General features: G+C 66.1%; 20 protein-coding genes. 14 read left to right on the top strand and 6 right to left on the bottom strand.

Features of this window, described 5'->3' with window-relative positions:
- Positions 1–487: 487 nt before the first annotated feature.
- The 3 genes from NHL60_RS15835 to NHL60_RS15825 form a co-directional block, all read right to left on the bottom strand.
- Positions 488–664, bottom strand: a complete 177-nt coding sequence (locus NHL60_RS15835; protein ID WP_253445567.1) for a DUF1289 domain-containing protein — start codon at positions 662–664, stop codon at positions 488–490.
- Between the two features lie 2 nt (positions 665–666).
- On the bottom strand, positions 667–1,032 hold the full coding sequence (locus NHL60_RS15830) for a hypothetical protein (RefSeq protein ID WP_253445564.1): 366 nt from the start codon (positions 1,030–1,032) through the stop codon (positions 667–669).
- A gap of 106 nt (positions 1,033–1,138) precedes the next feature.
- Positions 1,139–2,578, bottom strand: coding sequence for an IS66 family transposase (locus NHL60_RS15825; RefSeq protein WP_218314611.1), 1,440 nt, complete (start codon positions 2,576–2,578; stop codon positions 1,139–1,141).
- A gap of 264 nt (positions 2,579–2,842) precedes the next feature.
- Here NHL60_RS15825 and NHL60_RS15820 point away from each other — a divergent pair, with 264 nt between their 5' ends.
- The 3 genes from NHL60_RS15820 (at position 2,843) to NHL60_RS15810 (ending at position 4,859) form a co-directional block, all read left to right on the top strand.
- Complete coding sequence (locus NHL60_RS15820; RefSeq protein ID WP_253445561.1) at positions 2,843–3,457, top strand: LysE family translocator; 615 nt, start codon at positions 2,843–2,845, stop codon at positions 3,455–3,457.
- 162 nt (positions 3,458–3,619) lie between these two features.
- On the top strand, positions 3,620–4,294 hold the full coding sequence (locus tag NHL60_RS15815; RefSeq protein ID WP_253445558.1) for a glutathione S-transferase family protein: 675 nt from the start codon (positions 3,620–3,622) through the stop codon (positions 4,292–4,294).
- A gap of 88 nt (positions 4,295–4,382) precedes the next feature.
- A complete protein-coding gene (locus tag NHL60_RS15810; RefSeq protein ID WP_253445556.1) occupies positions 4,383–4,859 on the top strand; it encodes a phosphate-starvation-inducible PsiE family protein in 477 nt (158 codons plus the stop codon).
- 24 nt (positions 4,860–4,883) lie between these two features.
- On the opposite strand, the gene NHL60_RS15805 is transcribed toward NHL60_RS15810, so the two are convergent.
- The gene (locus NHL60_RS15805) at positions 4,884–5,018 is read right to left on the bottom strand and encodes a TIGR02450 family Trp-rich protein (RefSeq protein WP_367399337.1); all 135 of its coding nucleotides are present in this window, start codon (positions 5,016–5,018) and stop codon (positions 4,884–4,886) included.
- Positions 5,019–5,034: 16 nt separating this feature from the next.
- Here NHL60_RS15805 and NHL60_RS15800 point away from each other — a divergent pair, with 16 nt between their 5' ends.
- The 7 genes from NHL60_RS15800 (at position 5,035) to NHL60_RS15770 (ending at position 9,471) form a co-directional block, all read left to right on the top strand.
- Entirely contained in the window at positions 5,035–5,493 is a 459-nt protein-coding gene (locus NHL60_RS15800; protein WP_367399336.1) for a phospholipase D-like domain-containing protein, read from the top strand.
- 108 nt (positions 5,494–5,601) lie between these two features.
- The gene (locus NHL60_RS15795) at positions 5,602–6,630 is read left to right on the top strand and encodes a linear amide C-N hydrolase (RefSeq protein ID WP_253445553.1); all 1,029 of its coding nucleotides are present in this window, start codon (positions 5,602–5,604) and stop codon (positions 6,628–6,630) included.
- Positions 6,631–6,921: 291 nt separating this feature from the next.
- Complete coding sequence (locus tag NHL60_RS15790; protein ID WP_253445550.1) at positions 6,922–7,092, top strand: hypothetical protein; 171 nt, start codon at positions 6,922–6,924, stop codon at positions 7,090–7,092.
- A gap of 147 nt (positions 7,093–7,239) precedes the next feature.
- On the top strand, positions 7,240–7,653 hold the full coding sequence (gene rnk / locus NHL60_RS15785; protein ID WP_253445547.1) for a nucleoside diphosphate kinase regulator: 414 nt from the start codon (positions 7,240–7,242) through the stop codon (positions 7,651–7,653).
- 10 nt (positions 7,654–7,663) lie between these two features.
- Positions 7,664–8,284 (top strand): LysE family translocator, encoded by a 621-nt coding sequence (locus NHL60_RS15780; RefSeq protein WP_253445545.1) that lies wholly within the window; start codon positions 7,664–7,666, stop codon positions 8,282–8,284.
- Positions 8,285–8,362: 78 nt separating this feature from the next.
- Positions 8,363–8,902 carry an NUDIX hydrolase gene (locus NHL60_RS15775; RefSeq protein ID WP_253445542.1) on the top strand — a complete coding sequence of 180 codons (540 nt, stop codon included), beginning with the start codon at positions 8,363–8,365 and terminating at the stop codon, positions 8,900–8,902.
- Positions 8,903–8,985: 83 nt separating this feature from the next.
- Positions 8,986–9,471: a glutathione peroxidase gene (locus NHL60_RS15770; protein ID WP_253445539.1), complete on the top strand. Its 486-nt coding sequence runs from the start codon at positions 8,986–8,988 to the stop codon at positions 9,469–9,471.
- Positions 9,472–9,477: 6 nt separating this feature from the next.
- Here NHL60_RS15770 and NHL60_RS15765 read toward each other — a convergent pair whose 3' ends face one another.
- Entirely contained in the window at positions 9,478–9,867 is a 390-nt protein-coding gene (locus NHL60_RS15765; protein WP_253445536.1) for a hypothetical protein, read from the bottom strand.
- Between the two features lie 179 nt (positions 9,868–10,046).
- On the opposite strand from NHL60_RS15765, the gene fabV reads away from it, so the two are divergent.
- The 3 genes from fabV to NHL60_RS15750 all read left to right on the top strand — a co-directional run bounded on the left by fabV (position 10,047) and on the right by NHL60_RS15750 (position 12,581).
- Positions 10,047–11,258 (top strand): enoyl-ACP reductase FabV, encoded by a 1,212-nt coding sequence (fabV, locus tag NHL60_RS15760; RefSeq protein WP_253445533.1) that lies wholly within the window; start codon positions 10,047–10,049, stop codon positions 11,256–11,258.
- A gap of 66 nt (positions 11,259–11,324) precedes the next feature.
- Positions 11,325–11,540: a hypothetical protein gene (locus tag NHL60_RS15755; RefSeq protein WP_253445530.1), complete on the top strand. Its 216-nt coding sequence runs from the start codon at positions 11,325–11,327 to the stop codon at positions 11,538–11,540.
- A 78-nt stretch (positions 11,541–11,618) separates the two neighbouring features.
- Positions 11,619–12,581 carry a GlxA family transcriptional regulator gene (locus tag NHL60_RS15750; RefSeq protein WP_253445527.1) on the top strand — a complete coding sequence of 321 codons (963 nt, stop codon included), beginning with the start codon at positions 11,619–11,621 and terminating at the stop codon, positions 12,579–12,581.
- 3 nt (positions 12,582–12,584) lie between these two features.
- Here NHL60_RS15750 and NHL60_RS15745 read toward each other — a convergent pair whose 3' ends face one another.
- A complete protein-coding gene (locus NHL60_RS15745) occupies positions 12,585–13,211 on the bottom strand; it encodes a class I SAM-dependent methyltransferase (RefSeq protein ID WP_253445524.1) in 627 nt (208 codons plus the stop codon).
- A gap of 133 nt (positions 13,212–13,344) precedes the next feature.
- Between NHL60_RS15745 and NHL60_RS15740 the strand changes: the two genes are divergently transcribed.
- On the top strand, positions 13,345–14,559 hold the full coding sequence (locus tag NHL60_RS15740) for an aspartate aminotransferase family protein (RefSeq protein ID WP_253445521.1): 1,215 nt from the start codon (positions 13,345–13,347) through the stop codon (positions 14,557–14,559).
- Positions 14,560–14,577: the final 18 nt, after the last annotated feature.

The following is a 14,577-nucleotide window of genomic DNA, read 5'->3' as shown; positions in this document are numbered from 1 at the left end:
CTTGGCCGTGAGGTTACGCGAGTGCCACTAAGTCGGGCAGGGGACTGGGGCTTGGTCATATGGATGCTGTTGCCGTCTTCTGGTACTATACCTTTTGATTGATGATGGAGCGGAAAACACCGCCGCCGGAAAAATCGCTGCATCACCCGCGGAAACAAAGAGCTGGTGATACTGACGGTAAAAACGACGGTAAAGTCCAAAATCAGCCTTTCATGAAGCCTTTGCCTTCAATGGGTTAGAACCCTCGTTGATGATTGAGTGGGAGTGATCGCCCCTGCGATCCTGTAGGCTATGAAGGGCCCGCCATTGGCGGGCCCTTCGCGTATCCGGTCCACACAAGGAGGTGACGGCCCGGCAAGGGGGCGCTCGCCAGGGGCAGTTGACCTGTGAATGCCGAGGCGACCGGGTCATCCTCACCGGGCAGGTGGCCCCCTATCTGCGCGGGACGATTCGGCTCTGAGGCAAGCGCCGCCCAATCACGGCGGCATCACTGTGGCGAGAGTTTCTTCAAGCGTTCGCTGGCGCGCTTCACGGTCTTCATCTTCTCGGGCCGCTTCATGCTCCTCCATTGGCGTATCTCGTCCAGGCTGCGACCGCAGCCGGTGCACAGGCCTTTGGAAAGCTGGCATACCGACACACAGGGGCTCTCGATCGTGTTGGCCATAGTCAGTGCCTCGTTGGCTTGGAGTCTAGACGCCGCTGCCAGTCGCCGCCATGCTCCCGCTGGCACGCCTCTTCGCTGTCGAGGTCGAGGTGTCGCGAGGCATCGCCGACCTCGACGCCGGCCTCGGCCAGTGCCGCTGCGGTCAGCTCATCGATGTGGTGCCGGGCATCGCCCTTGAGCGCCTGGGCCAGGTGGGCGTGGGTGTCGAATACCCAGGTCACCACCAGGCTCTCGGGAAAGCGCTGGTAATCGACCTCGTGGGTCAGCCAGCAGAAGCCGGGCAGCAGGGGCTTGGCCTGCTCGCAGGCGTGGGTCAGCGAGGCGACCAGGCGCCGCTCCAGCTTGCCGCGTTCGCGTTTGGCGATCATGGTGCACTTCCGTGCGTTGGGTTTGATACGGACAATCGTCTGGTGAAGCCGCAATCGACATCACCGGCGGGCATGTTGCGCGGAAAATCGTGGGTAACTGTTTAGCTCACGCCGCCTGATCCGTGGCTGTAGGCTGCATGAAGGATGGCACATCACCCGCAAACAGTTGCTCCAGTGCGGTATGCGCCGCCACCCCTTGCTTGACGGCGGTCGAGAGGAAGCTGCGCATCCGGCAGAAGATCTCCGCCCCCTCCCAGGAGCGGAAGCAGCCCGAGATTTTCTGCTGGACCTTGGTCATTCGCAGATCGCGTTCCCCCTGGTTGTTGGTGAAGGGAGCGGCAGGGTCGTCGAGGAAGCGCAACACGTCGTCCTCGTACGCCTGGAGGCGTTCCAGGAGGTTGCGCGACTTGGTGCGCTTGGCCCGGCCTCGCGTTCCAGGTGGCGGTTTCACCGGCGGGGGGCACTCGGCGTCCCCTTTCGCCAGGCAATCTCGATAGCGCTGCCGCCAGGCTCGGGTCTCATCGGCCGAGAGGCAGCCGTCGGCCACCTCCACGGCGCGATGCATCTCCAACAACAGGTCATGCAAGGCCTTGGCCCATGCCTGGCCATCGTTCTCCCAGGCCGCTGTCAGCTCCCGAAGGTGGTGCGCATTACAGAGCGCGTGCCGGCAATCCGGATAGCGGTAGTAGGGCTTCCAGTGATCATGCACCAGCACGCCACGCACGAAGGGCAATACGCCGATGGCGTCCATCGCTTCCTGGCCGCGCTTGGGGTGCGGGGCCAACCAGGTCAGGGCCTCGTTGGAGGCGCTGTGTAGCCAGTAGCGTTTGCCACCGACCTGCATTCCGGTTTCATCGGCATGGACGGTGGCTGCTTCACGTAGCGCCGGGATCACCCACTCGGCGAACGCCTCGGCCCGCTGGTAGGCCTCCTGGTTGAAGGCGAACAGGGTGCCGGTGCTCAGCGACAGGCCGCACTGCGAGGTGAGCAACTCGCGGATACGCGCATAGGGCAACAGCTGATACTGGGAGAGATAGACGACATGCGCCTTGAGGCGAGGGCCATACTGGATGGGGCGAGTCACGCCCTCGGGGAATGGCGCCACGTAGCGTTGCCCCTGATCATCTTCGAGGACCTCAGCCTGATATTCGGTGACCACGGCCTGGATTACGATGTCCTGCACTTGGCGCGTTTCGACGCCGACCGGGCGGTAAGAACGCCCCTTGGGGAGTTGCCGACGATCGACACGGAGCTTGACCACCTCGTCGGGGTCCGTCACCGGCGCCAACGTCTTACCCTCATGCCCTGGCTGTCCGCCGGGGCGCCGCTCGCCTTTGGCGCGCGAGCGGCGCTGGCGATTGGGATCCTGGGACGGTGGCTTGCTGCTGTTGCGGCTACTGGTGGCCAGGCGATCGGCCATGAGCTTGACCAGCAACATCAGCACATCGATGGCCGCACGCAGCGACGGAGAGACCGTCTGGTCTTCCTTGAGCTGCTGTCGGACCCGCTCCAGAGCCTCGTCGACGTTGATATCGCTGATGGTCATGTCACCGCATAGATATGCCGAAGGATTAGGCACACTATGCCAGAAAAATCAGGTGGTTGGCGACAGGCTATCCGCAACCACCTGAATAGTTACAATCGTGGCCGGTAAAGGCGGGATAACCGGGAGGGGGAGGGCGTCGAGCCAATGGCACGGAATCGGGGCGGCGCGCCCTGTTGCTTTTCGAGGTGGCGGCAGCGATGCTTGATTAAGCATATGCCGAACAATACCGATATCACCCTTTGACGCTCGTGCGAGGAGCGCGCTATGCCGTTGGAACTCTGGCTCTCTTTCTGCCTGGCCTCCCTGTTGATCATCGTGTCTCCCGGCCCCGCGGTGGCGCTGCTGGTGACCACCGGGATCAACCGCGGGCGACGCGCCGCCCTGGCCATGCTGCCGGGCTTCTTCCTGGGCGACCTGCTGGCCATGACCCTGTCGTTTGCCGGGGTCGGCGCGCTGCTGATGGCCTCCGCCGAGCTGTTCCAACTGTTCAAGTGGCTCGGAGCGGCCTATCTGCTCTATCTGGGCATCAAGATGTGGCGTGAGGCGGGGCGGCTTGGCGACCTGCAGCCGACGGGTACGGACATCCGAGTCGGCACGGCCAAGGCCTTTCTGGTGACCGCGCTGAATCCCAAGAGCCTGGCCTTCTTCATGGCCTTCATGCCCCAGTTCGTGACACCGAGCCAGCCCTTGCTGCCGCAGTTGGCCATCCTGTTCTCGACTTTCCTGGCCATCGGCGTGCTCAGCGATCTTGCCTTCACCTTCCTGGCCACTACCGGCGGCCGGATGCTGAGTGCCCGGTTTCGCCGCATCCTTCACCGTGCAGGTGCCGGCAGCCTGATCGGGGCGAGCGCTCTGGTCGCCGCCATGCGCCGACCTTGAAGGGAAGGGGGCGCAGTCCAGTTTCCGCTTGCTCAATGCCCCGGGTACCTTGCTTCGCTGGGGTGCCGCTCCGGCGAAGCGTTGGATGGCAGCGGAACGGAGGCTTTCGCGATCGACGGTGCCGGGGCACCATGCCCTTAAAGCCTGAAATGGAACCCAGCCATGACTCGACTCCACCACTGCGTTAGCGCACGCTCCTTTCGCCCCCTCTGGCTGCTCGAGGAGCTGGGCCAGCCCTATGAGCTGGTGATGCACCCCTTCCCGCCCCGGATGCGTGACGAGGCCTTTCTCGAGATCAATCCGCTGGGCACGGTGCCGGCCTTCTTCGATGGCGAGGTGGCCATGACCGAGTCCGCGGCCATCTGCCAGTACCTCGCCGCCCGCCGTCCCGAGGCGGGGCTGGAGGTGGCGGCGAGTGAACCGGCCTATGGCGACTACCTTAACTTCCTGCACTTCGGCGAGGCGACCCTCACCTTTCCCCAGACCCTGGTGCTGCGCTACGGCCACTTCGAGCCGCCGGAGCGGCGCCAGCCCCAGGTGGTGGAGGACTACGCCCGCTGGTGCCTCTCGCGGCTGCGCACCCTGGCGCCGCGCCTGGAGCGCGAGCCCTTCCTGTGTGCCGGGCGCTTCACCGCCGCCGACGTCTCGGTGGGCTATGCGCTGCTGCTGGCCAGTCATATCGGCCTGGAAGAGCGCTTCAAGCCCGCCGTAGCGGACTATTGGGCGCGCCTGCAGCAGCGGGAAGCCTTCCAGCGCGCCCTGGCCGCGGAGCGGGAGGCGGCCCTGGCCCAGGGCATCTCGCCGGAGCCTGCCATGAGGATGGGCGGGGCAGCCTGAGCCGGCCGCGGGCGAAAGGATTGACAGCGTCGCGCGCTCGGGCATCAATGGACTCGACCCCCGCCGGGGGCTACCGGGAGAGGCGGCGATGGAACAGCATGATCAGGATGCACGACATGGACCGAGGCTGCTGCATGACGAGCTGCCCAAGGAGCACGAGGACCCGCTGATCCGGCGGCTCCACCTTGTCATCCGCCAGGCGATCAAGCTGCTGGCGGTGCTGATGGTGCTGGTGATCATCTGGGGCGTCCTGGATGTCATCTATGTGCTCTACACCAAGTTCATCTCTCCGCCGGTGCTGCTCTTCGAGGTCAGCGATATCTTCGTGATCTTCGGCGCCTTCATGGTGGTGCTGATCGCCGTCGAGATCTTCATCAATATCCGCCTCTACCTGGGCACCAATATCCTGCCCATCCGCCTGGTGGTGGCCACGGCGCTGATGGCGATCGCCCGGAAGGTGATCATCCTGGATATCGCCACCGTCACCGCCATGGAGATGCTCGCCATCGCCGCCGTGGTGCTGGCGCTGGGGGTGACCCACTGGCTGGTGGGCAAGCCGGACTAGGCTTTTGAAACCTGGCGTGGACGATCACCGCCAGCCCATCAGCCAGGTGGCGTCGTCCTTCAGGTCCTGCCAGGGCAGGGTGGTCTCGCGGCGGGTGTAGACGGCCTCGAGGACCACCGCGACCACGTTCTCCTCCTCGTCGCGTTCAAGCGCCGTCACCAGGAAGTGCTTCTCCTTGTTCCGGGGCTTCGCCGCGGTCCACTTGCTGTACTATGTGCCGAATGAACCTTTACAGGCCGCACTCTGTGCCAGCGCCCGGAGACTCTCATTATCTTCCCTCAACGCAATGACAGCCGCGTTGCAGCCGCTGCCAGCCGCAGCTATTACGCCAAGCTACTTTACCGCCGGCGTGCAAATCTACAAGTACGTCGGTGGCCTAGTGCACACCAAGTCACTCACCCTCGATGGTGAGATCAGCTTCATCGGCTCCGCCAAAATGGGCCGGCGCAGCTTCGAGCTCAGTTACGAGAACAGCATCCTGACCTACAACTCAAAGCTGAGCCAGCAGATCCGACAACGTCAGCAGCACTACCTCGACAGCGCTGTGCGTGTTGATCCCGGTGATGTTGCTCATTGGCCCCGCCACCGCCGGTTAACCAACAACACCATCGCGATGCTGGAGCCAATCCTTTAAAGCCGACCGCCCAGCAGGTGATTTACACTGCCTATACAACAATGAAGGGGCAATGCCGGGCCTATTCTGGCAATGTGTCAATTGCAATGTAACGTTAGGAGTAGCCGTATGTGCACACGAGTGATGTGGCCAGATGCCAACGGAGCGGTCATCGTCGGCCGTAATATGGACTTTCACAAAGACCTGATGACAAACTTGTGGACGCAGCCGAAAGGCATCACACGCGACGACGGAGTGCAGGGGAAGCTGACGTGGACATCGAAGTACGGGAGCGTCGTTGCGACCGCCTTCGATATGATCTCGGTCGACGGTCTGAATGAGGCCGGCCTGGCAGGTCACGTGCTGTGGCTGGCAGAGTCGGACTACGGCACCCCAGAAGACAGCCGCACTCAGTTGAGTCAGGCCATCTGGATGCAGTACTTCCTCGACAACTACGCCACCGTAGCAGAAGCCGTCGAATGGATCGAAAAGGCGGATGTTCAAGTGGTGCAAATGATGGACCCCACCGGTGGGGCACCGCCGGCGATCCACCTGGCCCTTGATGACGCTACGGGCGATTCGTGCATCATCGAGTACAGCGATGGTAAGCCCAAGGTCTACCACAGCCGCGAATACCGCGTGATGACGAACTCACCTACGTACGACCAGCAACTTGAGCTGGTCAGGACCATCAGTGGGCTTGGCGGCGACCAACCCCTTCCTGGGTCAACCCTCGCAAGCGACCGATTCGCCCGGGCGGCGTATTACGTGAGTCGCCTGGACCAGCCTAAGACGCAGCTACAGGCCACCGCGGCCATGTTCAGCGTCATCCGTAACGCCGCACAGCCGTTCCGTATCCCAGACCCCGGCAAGCCTGATGCGTCCCAGACCCTTTGGCAGACTGTCAGCGACCTGACCAACAAGCGTTACGTTTTTGAGTCGACCACCCGCCCCAACATTGTTTGGGTCGACCTGGGCGACCTAGACCTCACCGAGGGCGCACCCCAGCTGAAGCTCAACCTCGTGAACGAACTGACTGTCGAGCACGGAATCGCCGGCGAAGTCAGCGGTAAGTTCGCTGACAGCGGCACGCTGAACTTCCTCACTCTCGAGCTCGAAAGACAATTGGCTGCAGCTGCGGCGAAGGCCAAGCAGTAGGCCATCGACCTTTGAAGACGCGCGATCCGCTTCAGAAACAGCAACTTCAACCGTTAGCAGGTTTCGATAGCAGTGCCAAGCTGCGGTGCCGCTTCTCGGGGTTGATGGCGTTCATCGTGCTGCTCCTCGGTTGCTGTCAGGGTGCTGGATCATAGCCGCAAAGGGAGGTGCCTTTGATCATTTCCCCAGTGCCGTATGGCCGGTATGGTCAACGAGCGGTTTCCGCAGGTGGTTGCAGGGTCCCTATGCGAGGCCCATGCTAGGGTGGTGGCGACAGTCGGGGAGCGCATCATGGGGGTAAAGGGGTTTGCCGGGGGCTTGATCGTGCTGGGCGTGGCGCTGGGGCTATACGGCTGGCGGGCCTGGAACCCGGTGGCCTTCGTGGGGCTGGCCCTTGCGGTTCTGGGTGCCGTGGTACTGATAACCGGCCGCCGCGGTCGGGGCCCGACGCCGGGGGCCTGACATCCTGCGCCATTGAGCTTATGATGAGCGGTGTCGACAGTCCTTCCCCCCTACGGGGGCGGAGGGCTGTTTTTATTGGATATCTTTTATTGGATAGCCGCCAAGTTTCACTCTGCGCCATGCATTGACGGGCTACCAGGAGGTCGCATGTCATCCCGCCCCACCATCATCATCAATCGCCTCGATGCTGAGCGCCTGCAGCGCCTGATCGACGATGCCAGTGACAAGGACCTGTTCGTGGCCGATGCCCTCGAGGAGGAGCTCGAGCGTGGCGAGGTCATCGACCCGGAAGAGATTCCCGACGACGTGGTCAGCATGAACAGCCGGATCCAGTTTACCGACCTGACCCGCAACCGCCAGATGATCCGGACCCTGGTCTACCCGCACTCCCTGGCGACCACCGAAGATGGCATCTCGGTCATGGCCCCGGTGGGCGCTGCCCTGATCGGCCTTCGCGTCGGCGATGTGATCGACTGGAATCTGCCCGACGGCCACCAGGTGAGCCTGCGCGTGGATGCCATCCTGTGGCAGCCCGAGCGCGAGAAGCAGTTCCACCGCTGAGGAAGCCCCGATGCCGTTCTCCCTGTGGCTCTCCCTGGCGGCGGTGTGCGCCATGGGGGCCATGTCTCCGGGGCCCAGTCTGGCGCTGGTACTGCGCCATACCCTGGGCGGTGGCCGGGCTCCCGGCGTGGTCGCGGGGCTCTCCCACGCCCTGGGCGTGGGCTTCTATGCCCTGCTGACGGTGTGGGGGCTGGGGGCGCTGATCGTCCGGCAGCCGGCGCTGTTCCAGGTCATCACCTGGGGTGGGGCGGCCTACCTGGCGTGGCTCGGTATCAGGGCCCTGCGCGCCGGGCGTGCCGGGGCGCTGGCGGCGGGGGCGGCTCCGACCACGCGCCGCCAGGCCGCCCGGGAAGGGGTGCTGGTGGCGCTGGGCAACCCCAAGCTGATTCTCTTCTTCATCGCCCTGCTCAGCCAGTTCGTGACCCCGGACATGAGCCTGGCGGCCAAGGCGGTGATCGTGCTGACGGCCATGATCATCGACGGTGGCTGGTATGCCCTGGTGGCCCTGGGGCTCTCCCACTCCCGGGTGCTGCCCTGGCTGCAGGCCCGCTCCCACTGGATCAATCGCCTTACCGGCCTGCTGCTGCTGGGGCTGGCGCTGCGCGTGGTCAGCGGCCCGCTGCTGGCTTAGCGGGGCGAGTCGCCGGGGGCCAAGGTGACGCCGTGGCGCCGACTGGGTAGGCTTTGGGAATTTCCCCGGGAGATGCCCATGACCGACGCCCTTCGCGATGAGACACCGCCGATTCCCCATGTGGTCCGTGAGCGCATCCAGCTGGTGGATTCCCGCAATCGCCCCTGCGGCAGCGCCTGGCGTACCGAGATGCGTCGCTTCCACTTTTGGCATCGGGCGACCTACGTGGTGGTGCGCAATGCCCGCGGCGAGATCTGCGTGCAGCATCGAACCCTGACCAAGGAGGTCTTCCCCGGCGGGCTCGACCTGGCCGCCGGCGGCGTGGTGGGCGCCGGCGAGGCGGAGCACGTGGCAGCACGCCGCGAGCTGGGCGAAGAGCTCGGTATCCGCGGCGTGGCCCTGCGCCCGGCGGGTGGTTTTGTGCATGCCGAGGGGGGCAATCACATCTTCGGCAGCCTCTTCCTGGTCGACCATGACGGGCCCCTGACGCTGCAGGCCGAAGAGGTGGCCGATGCCTTCTGGTACACGCCTGCGGAGGCCCTGGCGCTGCCCGGCGTCACGCCGGATACCCGCCAGGCGGTGCAGGTGCTACTCGACGCCGGGCTGCTGGCAGCGTGACGTTTGCCAGCGTGGAAAAGGCGGGCTGGCGTCCGCGCGGCGGGCGTGGCATCGTGATGGTTGATTCAGTCAAAGCTGCCACCATGTCCATCCACGATTACCGGTGCCTGACCGCCCAGGGAGAGCCCTTCAACTTCGCCGCGCTGCGCGGCCAGGTGCTGCTGGTCGTCAACGTTGCCAGCCGCTGCGGCTACACCCCGCAGCTCAGGGAGCTCGAGCGCCTCTACCGCCGCTACCGCGAACGCGGCTTTGCGGTGATCGGCTTCCCCTGCAATCAGTTCGCTCGCCAGTCGCCGGAGTCGGCGCTGGACTTCTGCACCCTGAGCGCCCGGGAGTATCAGGTCAGCTTTCCGCTGATGGAGAAGGTCAAGGTCAACGGGCCGGGCGCCCACCCGCTCTTCGTCGAGCTGCGCCGGGGGGCGCCGGGGGTGCTCGGCACCACGGCGATCAAGTGGAATTTCACCAAGTTCCTGGTGGGGCGCGACGGGGGGGTGATTCGCCGCTTCGCCCCGCGGGACGGCGAGGCGGCGCTCAGGGAAGCCCTGGAGATCGCCCTGGACGAGGCCTGAGGGGCCTTACGGGGGTGTCTCGCCCCGCTCGATCATCAGGCGGGCCATCAGTTCGTTCCAGCGATGCCGGCTCATCATGGTGGTCAACCCCGAGAAAAGCGCCCAGCTGCCGCGCCGCCATCCCTTGAGGCGCAGGTTGTGCGCCACCAGCTGCTTCATCAGCTTGTGCTCGTCGAAGCGGCGCCACTCCCCCGCCACCGACATCTGCTGGCGCCCCAGCACCGGCGCCAGCTCCAGCCGGAAGATCCACTCCAGCTCCTTGAGCGTCAGGTCGTGGCGCTCGATCACCTCGATCATGCGGGCATAGTCGCGTTCGCTGGGCTCATGCTCCAGCCACAGCGTGGCCAGCGTCAGCCACAGCTCGCCGCGCTGGTCGACCAGGGTCTGTGCATTCATGGGGTGCCTCCTCGTGGCCTGCCGCCGTGACGTGCATCCTGCCCCAGTCGAGGCCGGGTCTCAAGAGCCGGCGCAAGGGCGGACAGCGTCCGGCGCGGCCGCTAGAATAGGGCGATTGCCACTCCATGAGAGCCGGCCGGCGGATGCCGGCCCGATAACGACGAACAGCGAGGTCTGACGTGATCATCAAGCCCAAGGTACGCGGATTCATCTGCACCACCACCCACCCCGTCGGCTGCGAGAAGAATGTGCTCGAGCAGATCGAGGCGACCCGTGCGCGGGGGCTGGACAGGGCCAGCGGGCCGAAGAAGGTGCTGGTGATCGGCGCCTCCAGCGGCTACGGCCTGGCGGCGCGTATCACCGCCGCCTTCGGCTACGGCGCCGACACCCTGGGCGTGTTCTTCGAGAAGCCGGGCACCGAGAAGAAGCCGGGCACTGCGGGCTGGTACAACGCCGCCGCCTTCGACCGCTTCGCCAAGGCCGAGGGGCTCTACAGCAAGTCCATCAACGGCGATGCCTTCTCCCACGAGGCCCGCGAGAAGGCCATCGAGCTGATCCAGCAGGACCTGGGGCAGGTGGACCTGGTGGTCTACTCCCTGGCCTCGCCGGTGCGCAAGCTGCCCGATTCCGGAGAGCTCAAGCGCTCCAGCCTCAAGCCCATCGGCGAGACCTACCGCGCCACCGCCATCGACACCAACAAGGACACCATCATCGAGGCCGAGGTGGAGCCGGCCACCGAGCAGGAGATCGAGGACACCAGGGCGGTGATGGGCGGCGAGGACTGGGAGCTGTGGATCGATGCCCTGGATCGCGCCGGCGTGCTGGCGCCGGGCGCCCGCAGCGTGGCCTTCAGCTACATCGGCACCGAGATTACCTGGCCGATCTACTGGCACGGCGCCCTGGGCAAGGCCAAGGAAGACTTGGACCGCGCCGCCGGCGAGATCGACAAGCGCCTGGCGGCCACCCAGGGCGGCGCCAACGTGGCGGTGCTCAAGTCGGTGGTGACCCAGGCCAGCGCGGCCATTCCGGTGATGCCGCTCTACATCGCCATGGTCTACAAGGTGATGAAGGAGAAGGGGCTCCACGAGGGCACCATCGAGCAGCTTAACCGTCTGTTCGGTGAGCACCTCTACTCAGCCCGGGGTCAGCAGGGCGAGTTCAGCACCGATGAAGATGGCCGCCTGCGCCTGGACGACTGGGAGCTGCGCGACGACGTCCAGCAGGCGTGCAAGGATCTCTGGCCCCAGGTGACTACCGAGAACCTCTTCGCGATCACCGACTATGCTGGTTACAAGCACGAGTTCCTGAAGCTGTTCGGCTTCGAGCGGGATGACGTCGATTACGACGCCGATGTGAACCCGGACGTGGAATTCGATGTCGTGAACCTGTAGCAGCGCGCGAGTTCGGGCAGGCGAGCCGGCTTGCGACGCGGTGGCTTACCGACCCTGGAGGACCGTATGGACACCAGAGAGAGCAAGACACCGGAAGAGGAGCGCGAGCATCTCAAGGAGGTGCTGGAACCCGAGGACTTCGACAACCCGGAGCCCGATGCCGGTCAGCCGGAGGCGAAGAAGCCGCCGCCCAGGACCATGCAGCGCCTGCTGCCCATCGTCATCGTGGTGCTGGGCCTGCTGGTGGCCGCCATGCTGCTCTACAGCGGCGGCGCCCAGTAGGAGCCTCCTCTCGCGGCCGGGCCTTTGCGCCCGGCCGCTTGCTGTTAAGATGGGGGACGGTTTCCGGATACCCCGTCAATGTCTCGATTCGCCCCTACAGATGCCGCGCCAGTCCGCTCCCGGCGGGTTGGCGTGCTGGTACTCTCCGGCTTCTCGCTGCTCACCGAGGCCTGCGCCACCGAGCCCCTGGCGGTGGCCGGGCAGCTGGCCGGCCGCTCCCTCTATTCGCTGACCACCCTGAGCCTGGCGGGGCAGCCGGTGACCTCGGGTTCCCGTCAGCGGCTGCTCTGCGAGTCTGGGCTGGCCGAGGCCGGTGACGCCCTCGATATCCTGCTGGTCTGCGCCCCCGGGGCAGAGGGCGCCGAAGGGGCGCTGCTGGATCGGCTGGCCGAACTGGCCGTCCCGGGCCGACTGATGGTGGGCATCGGCGGCGGCGCTGAGCTGCTGGCCCGGGCGGGCCTGCTCGACGGCTATCGGGCCACGGTGCCCTGGCCGCGCTTCGAGGCGGTGCGCCTGGCCCACCCGCGGATTCGTCTCTCCCGCCAGCTGTTCGAGATCGACGGCGAACGGCTGACCTGCGGTGGCGGTACCGCGGCCATGGACATGATGATGACCCTGATCGGCCGCCACCACGGTAGCGAGCTGGCCGAGCGGGTGTCCGCCCACTTCGTGCTGGAACGGGTGCGGATGGGGAGTGAGCCCCAGACGGCGGCGAGCGCGGGTGCCGCGCCGGAGAGCCTCACGGAGGCGCTGGCGCTGATGGAGGCCAATATCGAGGAGCCGCTGACCACCGCCGAGCTGGCGGAGCACCTGGGGGTCTCGCGGCGTCAGCTGGAGCGGCTCTTCAAGAAGCACCTGCAGGCGGTGCCCAGCCGCTACTACCTGGATCTGCGCCTGCAGCGAGCCCGACGGCTGCTGCGGGAGAGCGAGCGGCCGGCGGGGGAGGTGGCGCTGCTTACCGGCTTCTCTTCGGCGGCGCACTTCTCCACGGCCTATCGCAACCACTTCGGCGTGTCACCCCGCGAGGAGCGGCTGGGCTGAGGCTCAGCCGTCCCTGGCCGGCCTTGCCATCAGGGCGCGAAACAGCGCGCCCATCATCACCGGCGTGTCCTGCTCGATGCGAAAGCCGGCACCCTCCAGCAGCGGCCGCGCCTGGCGGGTGATGTCGGTGGCCACGGCGCTGGTCAGGGCGTTGAGGGTGCGACGGCCGATGCCGGCGGGGCGTTCGTCGGCCTGGAACTTGTCCATCACGCAGAGCTGGCCGTCCCCCCTGAGCACCCGTCGCGCCTCGGCAAGGCCGCGGGCCGGGTCCGGCATTACCGCCAGGATCAGGTGCATCACCACCACGTCGAAGTGGCCGTCGGGAAAGCGCAGCGCAGAAGCGTCCATCTCGGTGGCCTCCACGTCCATGCCCAGGGCCTCGGCCCGGCGGCGGGTGCGCCGGACCATGGCGGGGGAGAGGTCGGTGGCGTGGAGCTCCACGTCCCGGGGCAGCCAGGGCAGGTCCAGCCCGGTACCCGCTCCCACCAGCAGCACCCGCATGCCGGGCTGCCACACCACCTGACCCAGCGCGAGGCGTCGTGGTCTGCGGAAGGCGCGCTCGGCCACGGCATCGTAGAGCGGCGCATAGAGGCTGTAGCGCAGGCGGTTCCAGCGGGTGGTGTTGAGCATCGGTGGCCCTCCTCACGGCATCGCTCCAAGCCTAGCCTTTTTTGCAACTGCCTGTCCCATCGGTGAAAGCGGTCGTGTCGGCAAGTCCCTATACTCGGTGGAGTCACCCCATCATGCACAGAGGACCCGCGACATGAGCCAGACCCCGACCCGCGCCGATTTCGACCGCTACATGGTGCCCAACTATGCCCCCCAGCAGGCGATTCCGGTGCGCGGCGAGGGCAGCCGCCTGTGGGACCAGGAAGGGCGCGAGTGCATCGACTTCGCCGGCGGCATCGCCGTCAACGGCCTGGGCCACTGCCACCCGGTGCTGGTGGAGGCGCTCAAGGCCCAGGCCGATACCCTCTGGCATGTCTCCAACGTCTACACCAACGAGCCGGCCCTCAAGCTGGCGCGCGCCCTGGTGGAGCGCACCTTCGCCGACAAGGCGTTCCTCTGCTCCTCCGGCGCCGAGGCCAACGAGGCGGCCCTCAAGCTGGCGCGGCGCTGGGCCCACGACAACGTCAGCGAGCACAAGAGCCGTATCGTCTCCTTCACCCAGTCCTTCCACGGGCGCACCTTCTTTACCGTCAGCGTGGGCGGCCAGCCCAAGTACGCCCAGGGTTTCGGGCCGGTGCCCGGAGGCATCGTCCACGGCGAGTACAACAACCTCGACAGCGTTCGCGACCTGATTGACGACGATACCTGTGCGGTGATGGTGGAGCCGATGCAGGGCGAGGGGGGCGTGCTGCCCGGCGATATCGAGTTCCTCAAGGGGCTCAGGGCGCTGTGCGACGCCCACGATGCCCTGCTGATCTTCGACGAGGTGCAGACCGGCGTGGGGCGCACCGGCTCCCTCTACGCCTACCAGCAGCTCGGCGTGACCCCGGACATCCTGACCAGCGCCAAGGCGCTAGGCGGCGGTTTCCCGGTGGGGGCCATGCTGACCACGGACCGCGTCGCCTCGGCTTTCGCCTTCGGCACCCACGGCTCCACCTATGGCGGCAACCCGCTGGCCTCGGCGGTGGCGCTGGCGGCGGTGGAGTTCATCGACACCCCGGAGGTGCTGGAGGGGGTGAAGCGCCGCCATGCGCTGTTCCGCGAGCATCTGGAGGCGATCAACGCAAGGCACGGCGTGTTCAGCGAGATCCGCGGCATGGGCCTGCTGATCGGGGCGGTGATGTCCCCGGCGTTCGAGGGGCGTGCCGGCGAGATCCTGCCCCTGGCGGTGGAGGAGGGGCTGATGGCCCTGGTGGCCGGCCCCAACGTGCTGCGCATGGCGCCCTCCCTGGTGATTCCCGAGGCCGATATCGCCGAGGGCATGGCGCGCCTCGAGCGAGCCGTGGCGCGCCTGGTGGGCGAGCGGTGAGCGCCAGCGCGGCTGCCG

Source organism: Halomonas sp. Y3 (assembly GCF_024137965.1).
Taxonomy (GTDB): Bacteria; Pseudomonadota; Gammaproteobacteria; order Pseudomonadales; family Halomonadaceae; genus Halomonas; species Halomonas mongoliensis.
Note: the sequence above shows the minus strand (reverse complement) of the source record. Positions and strands in the feature narration are given on the sequence as shown.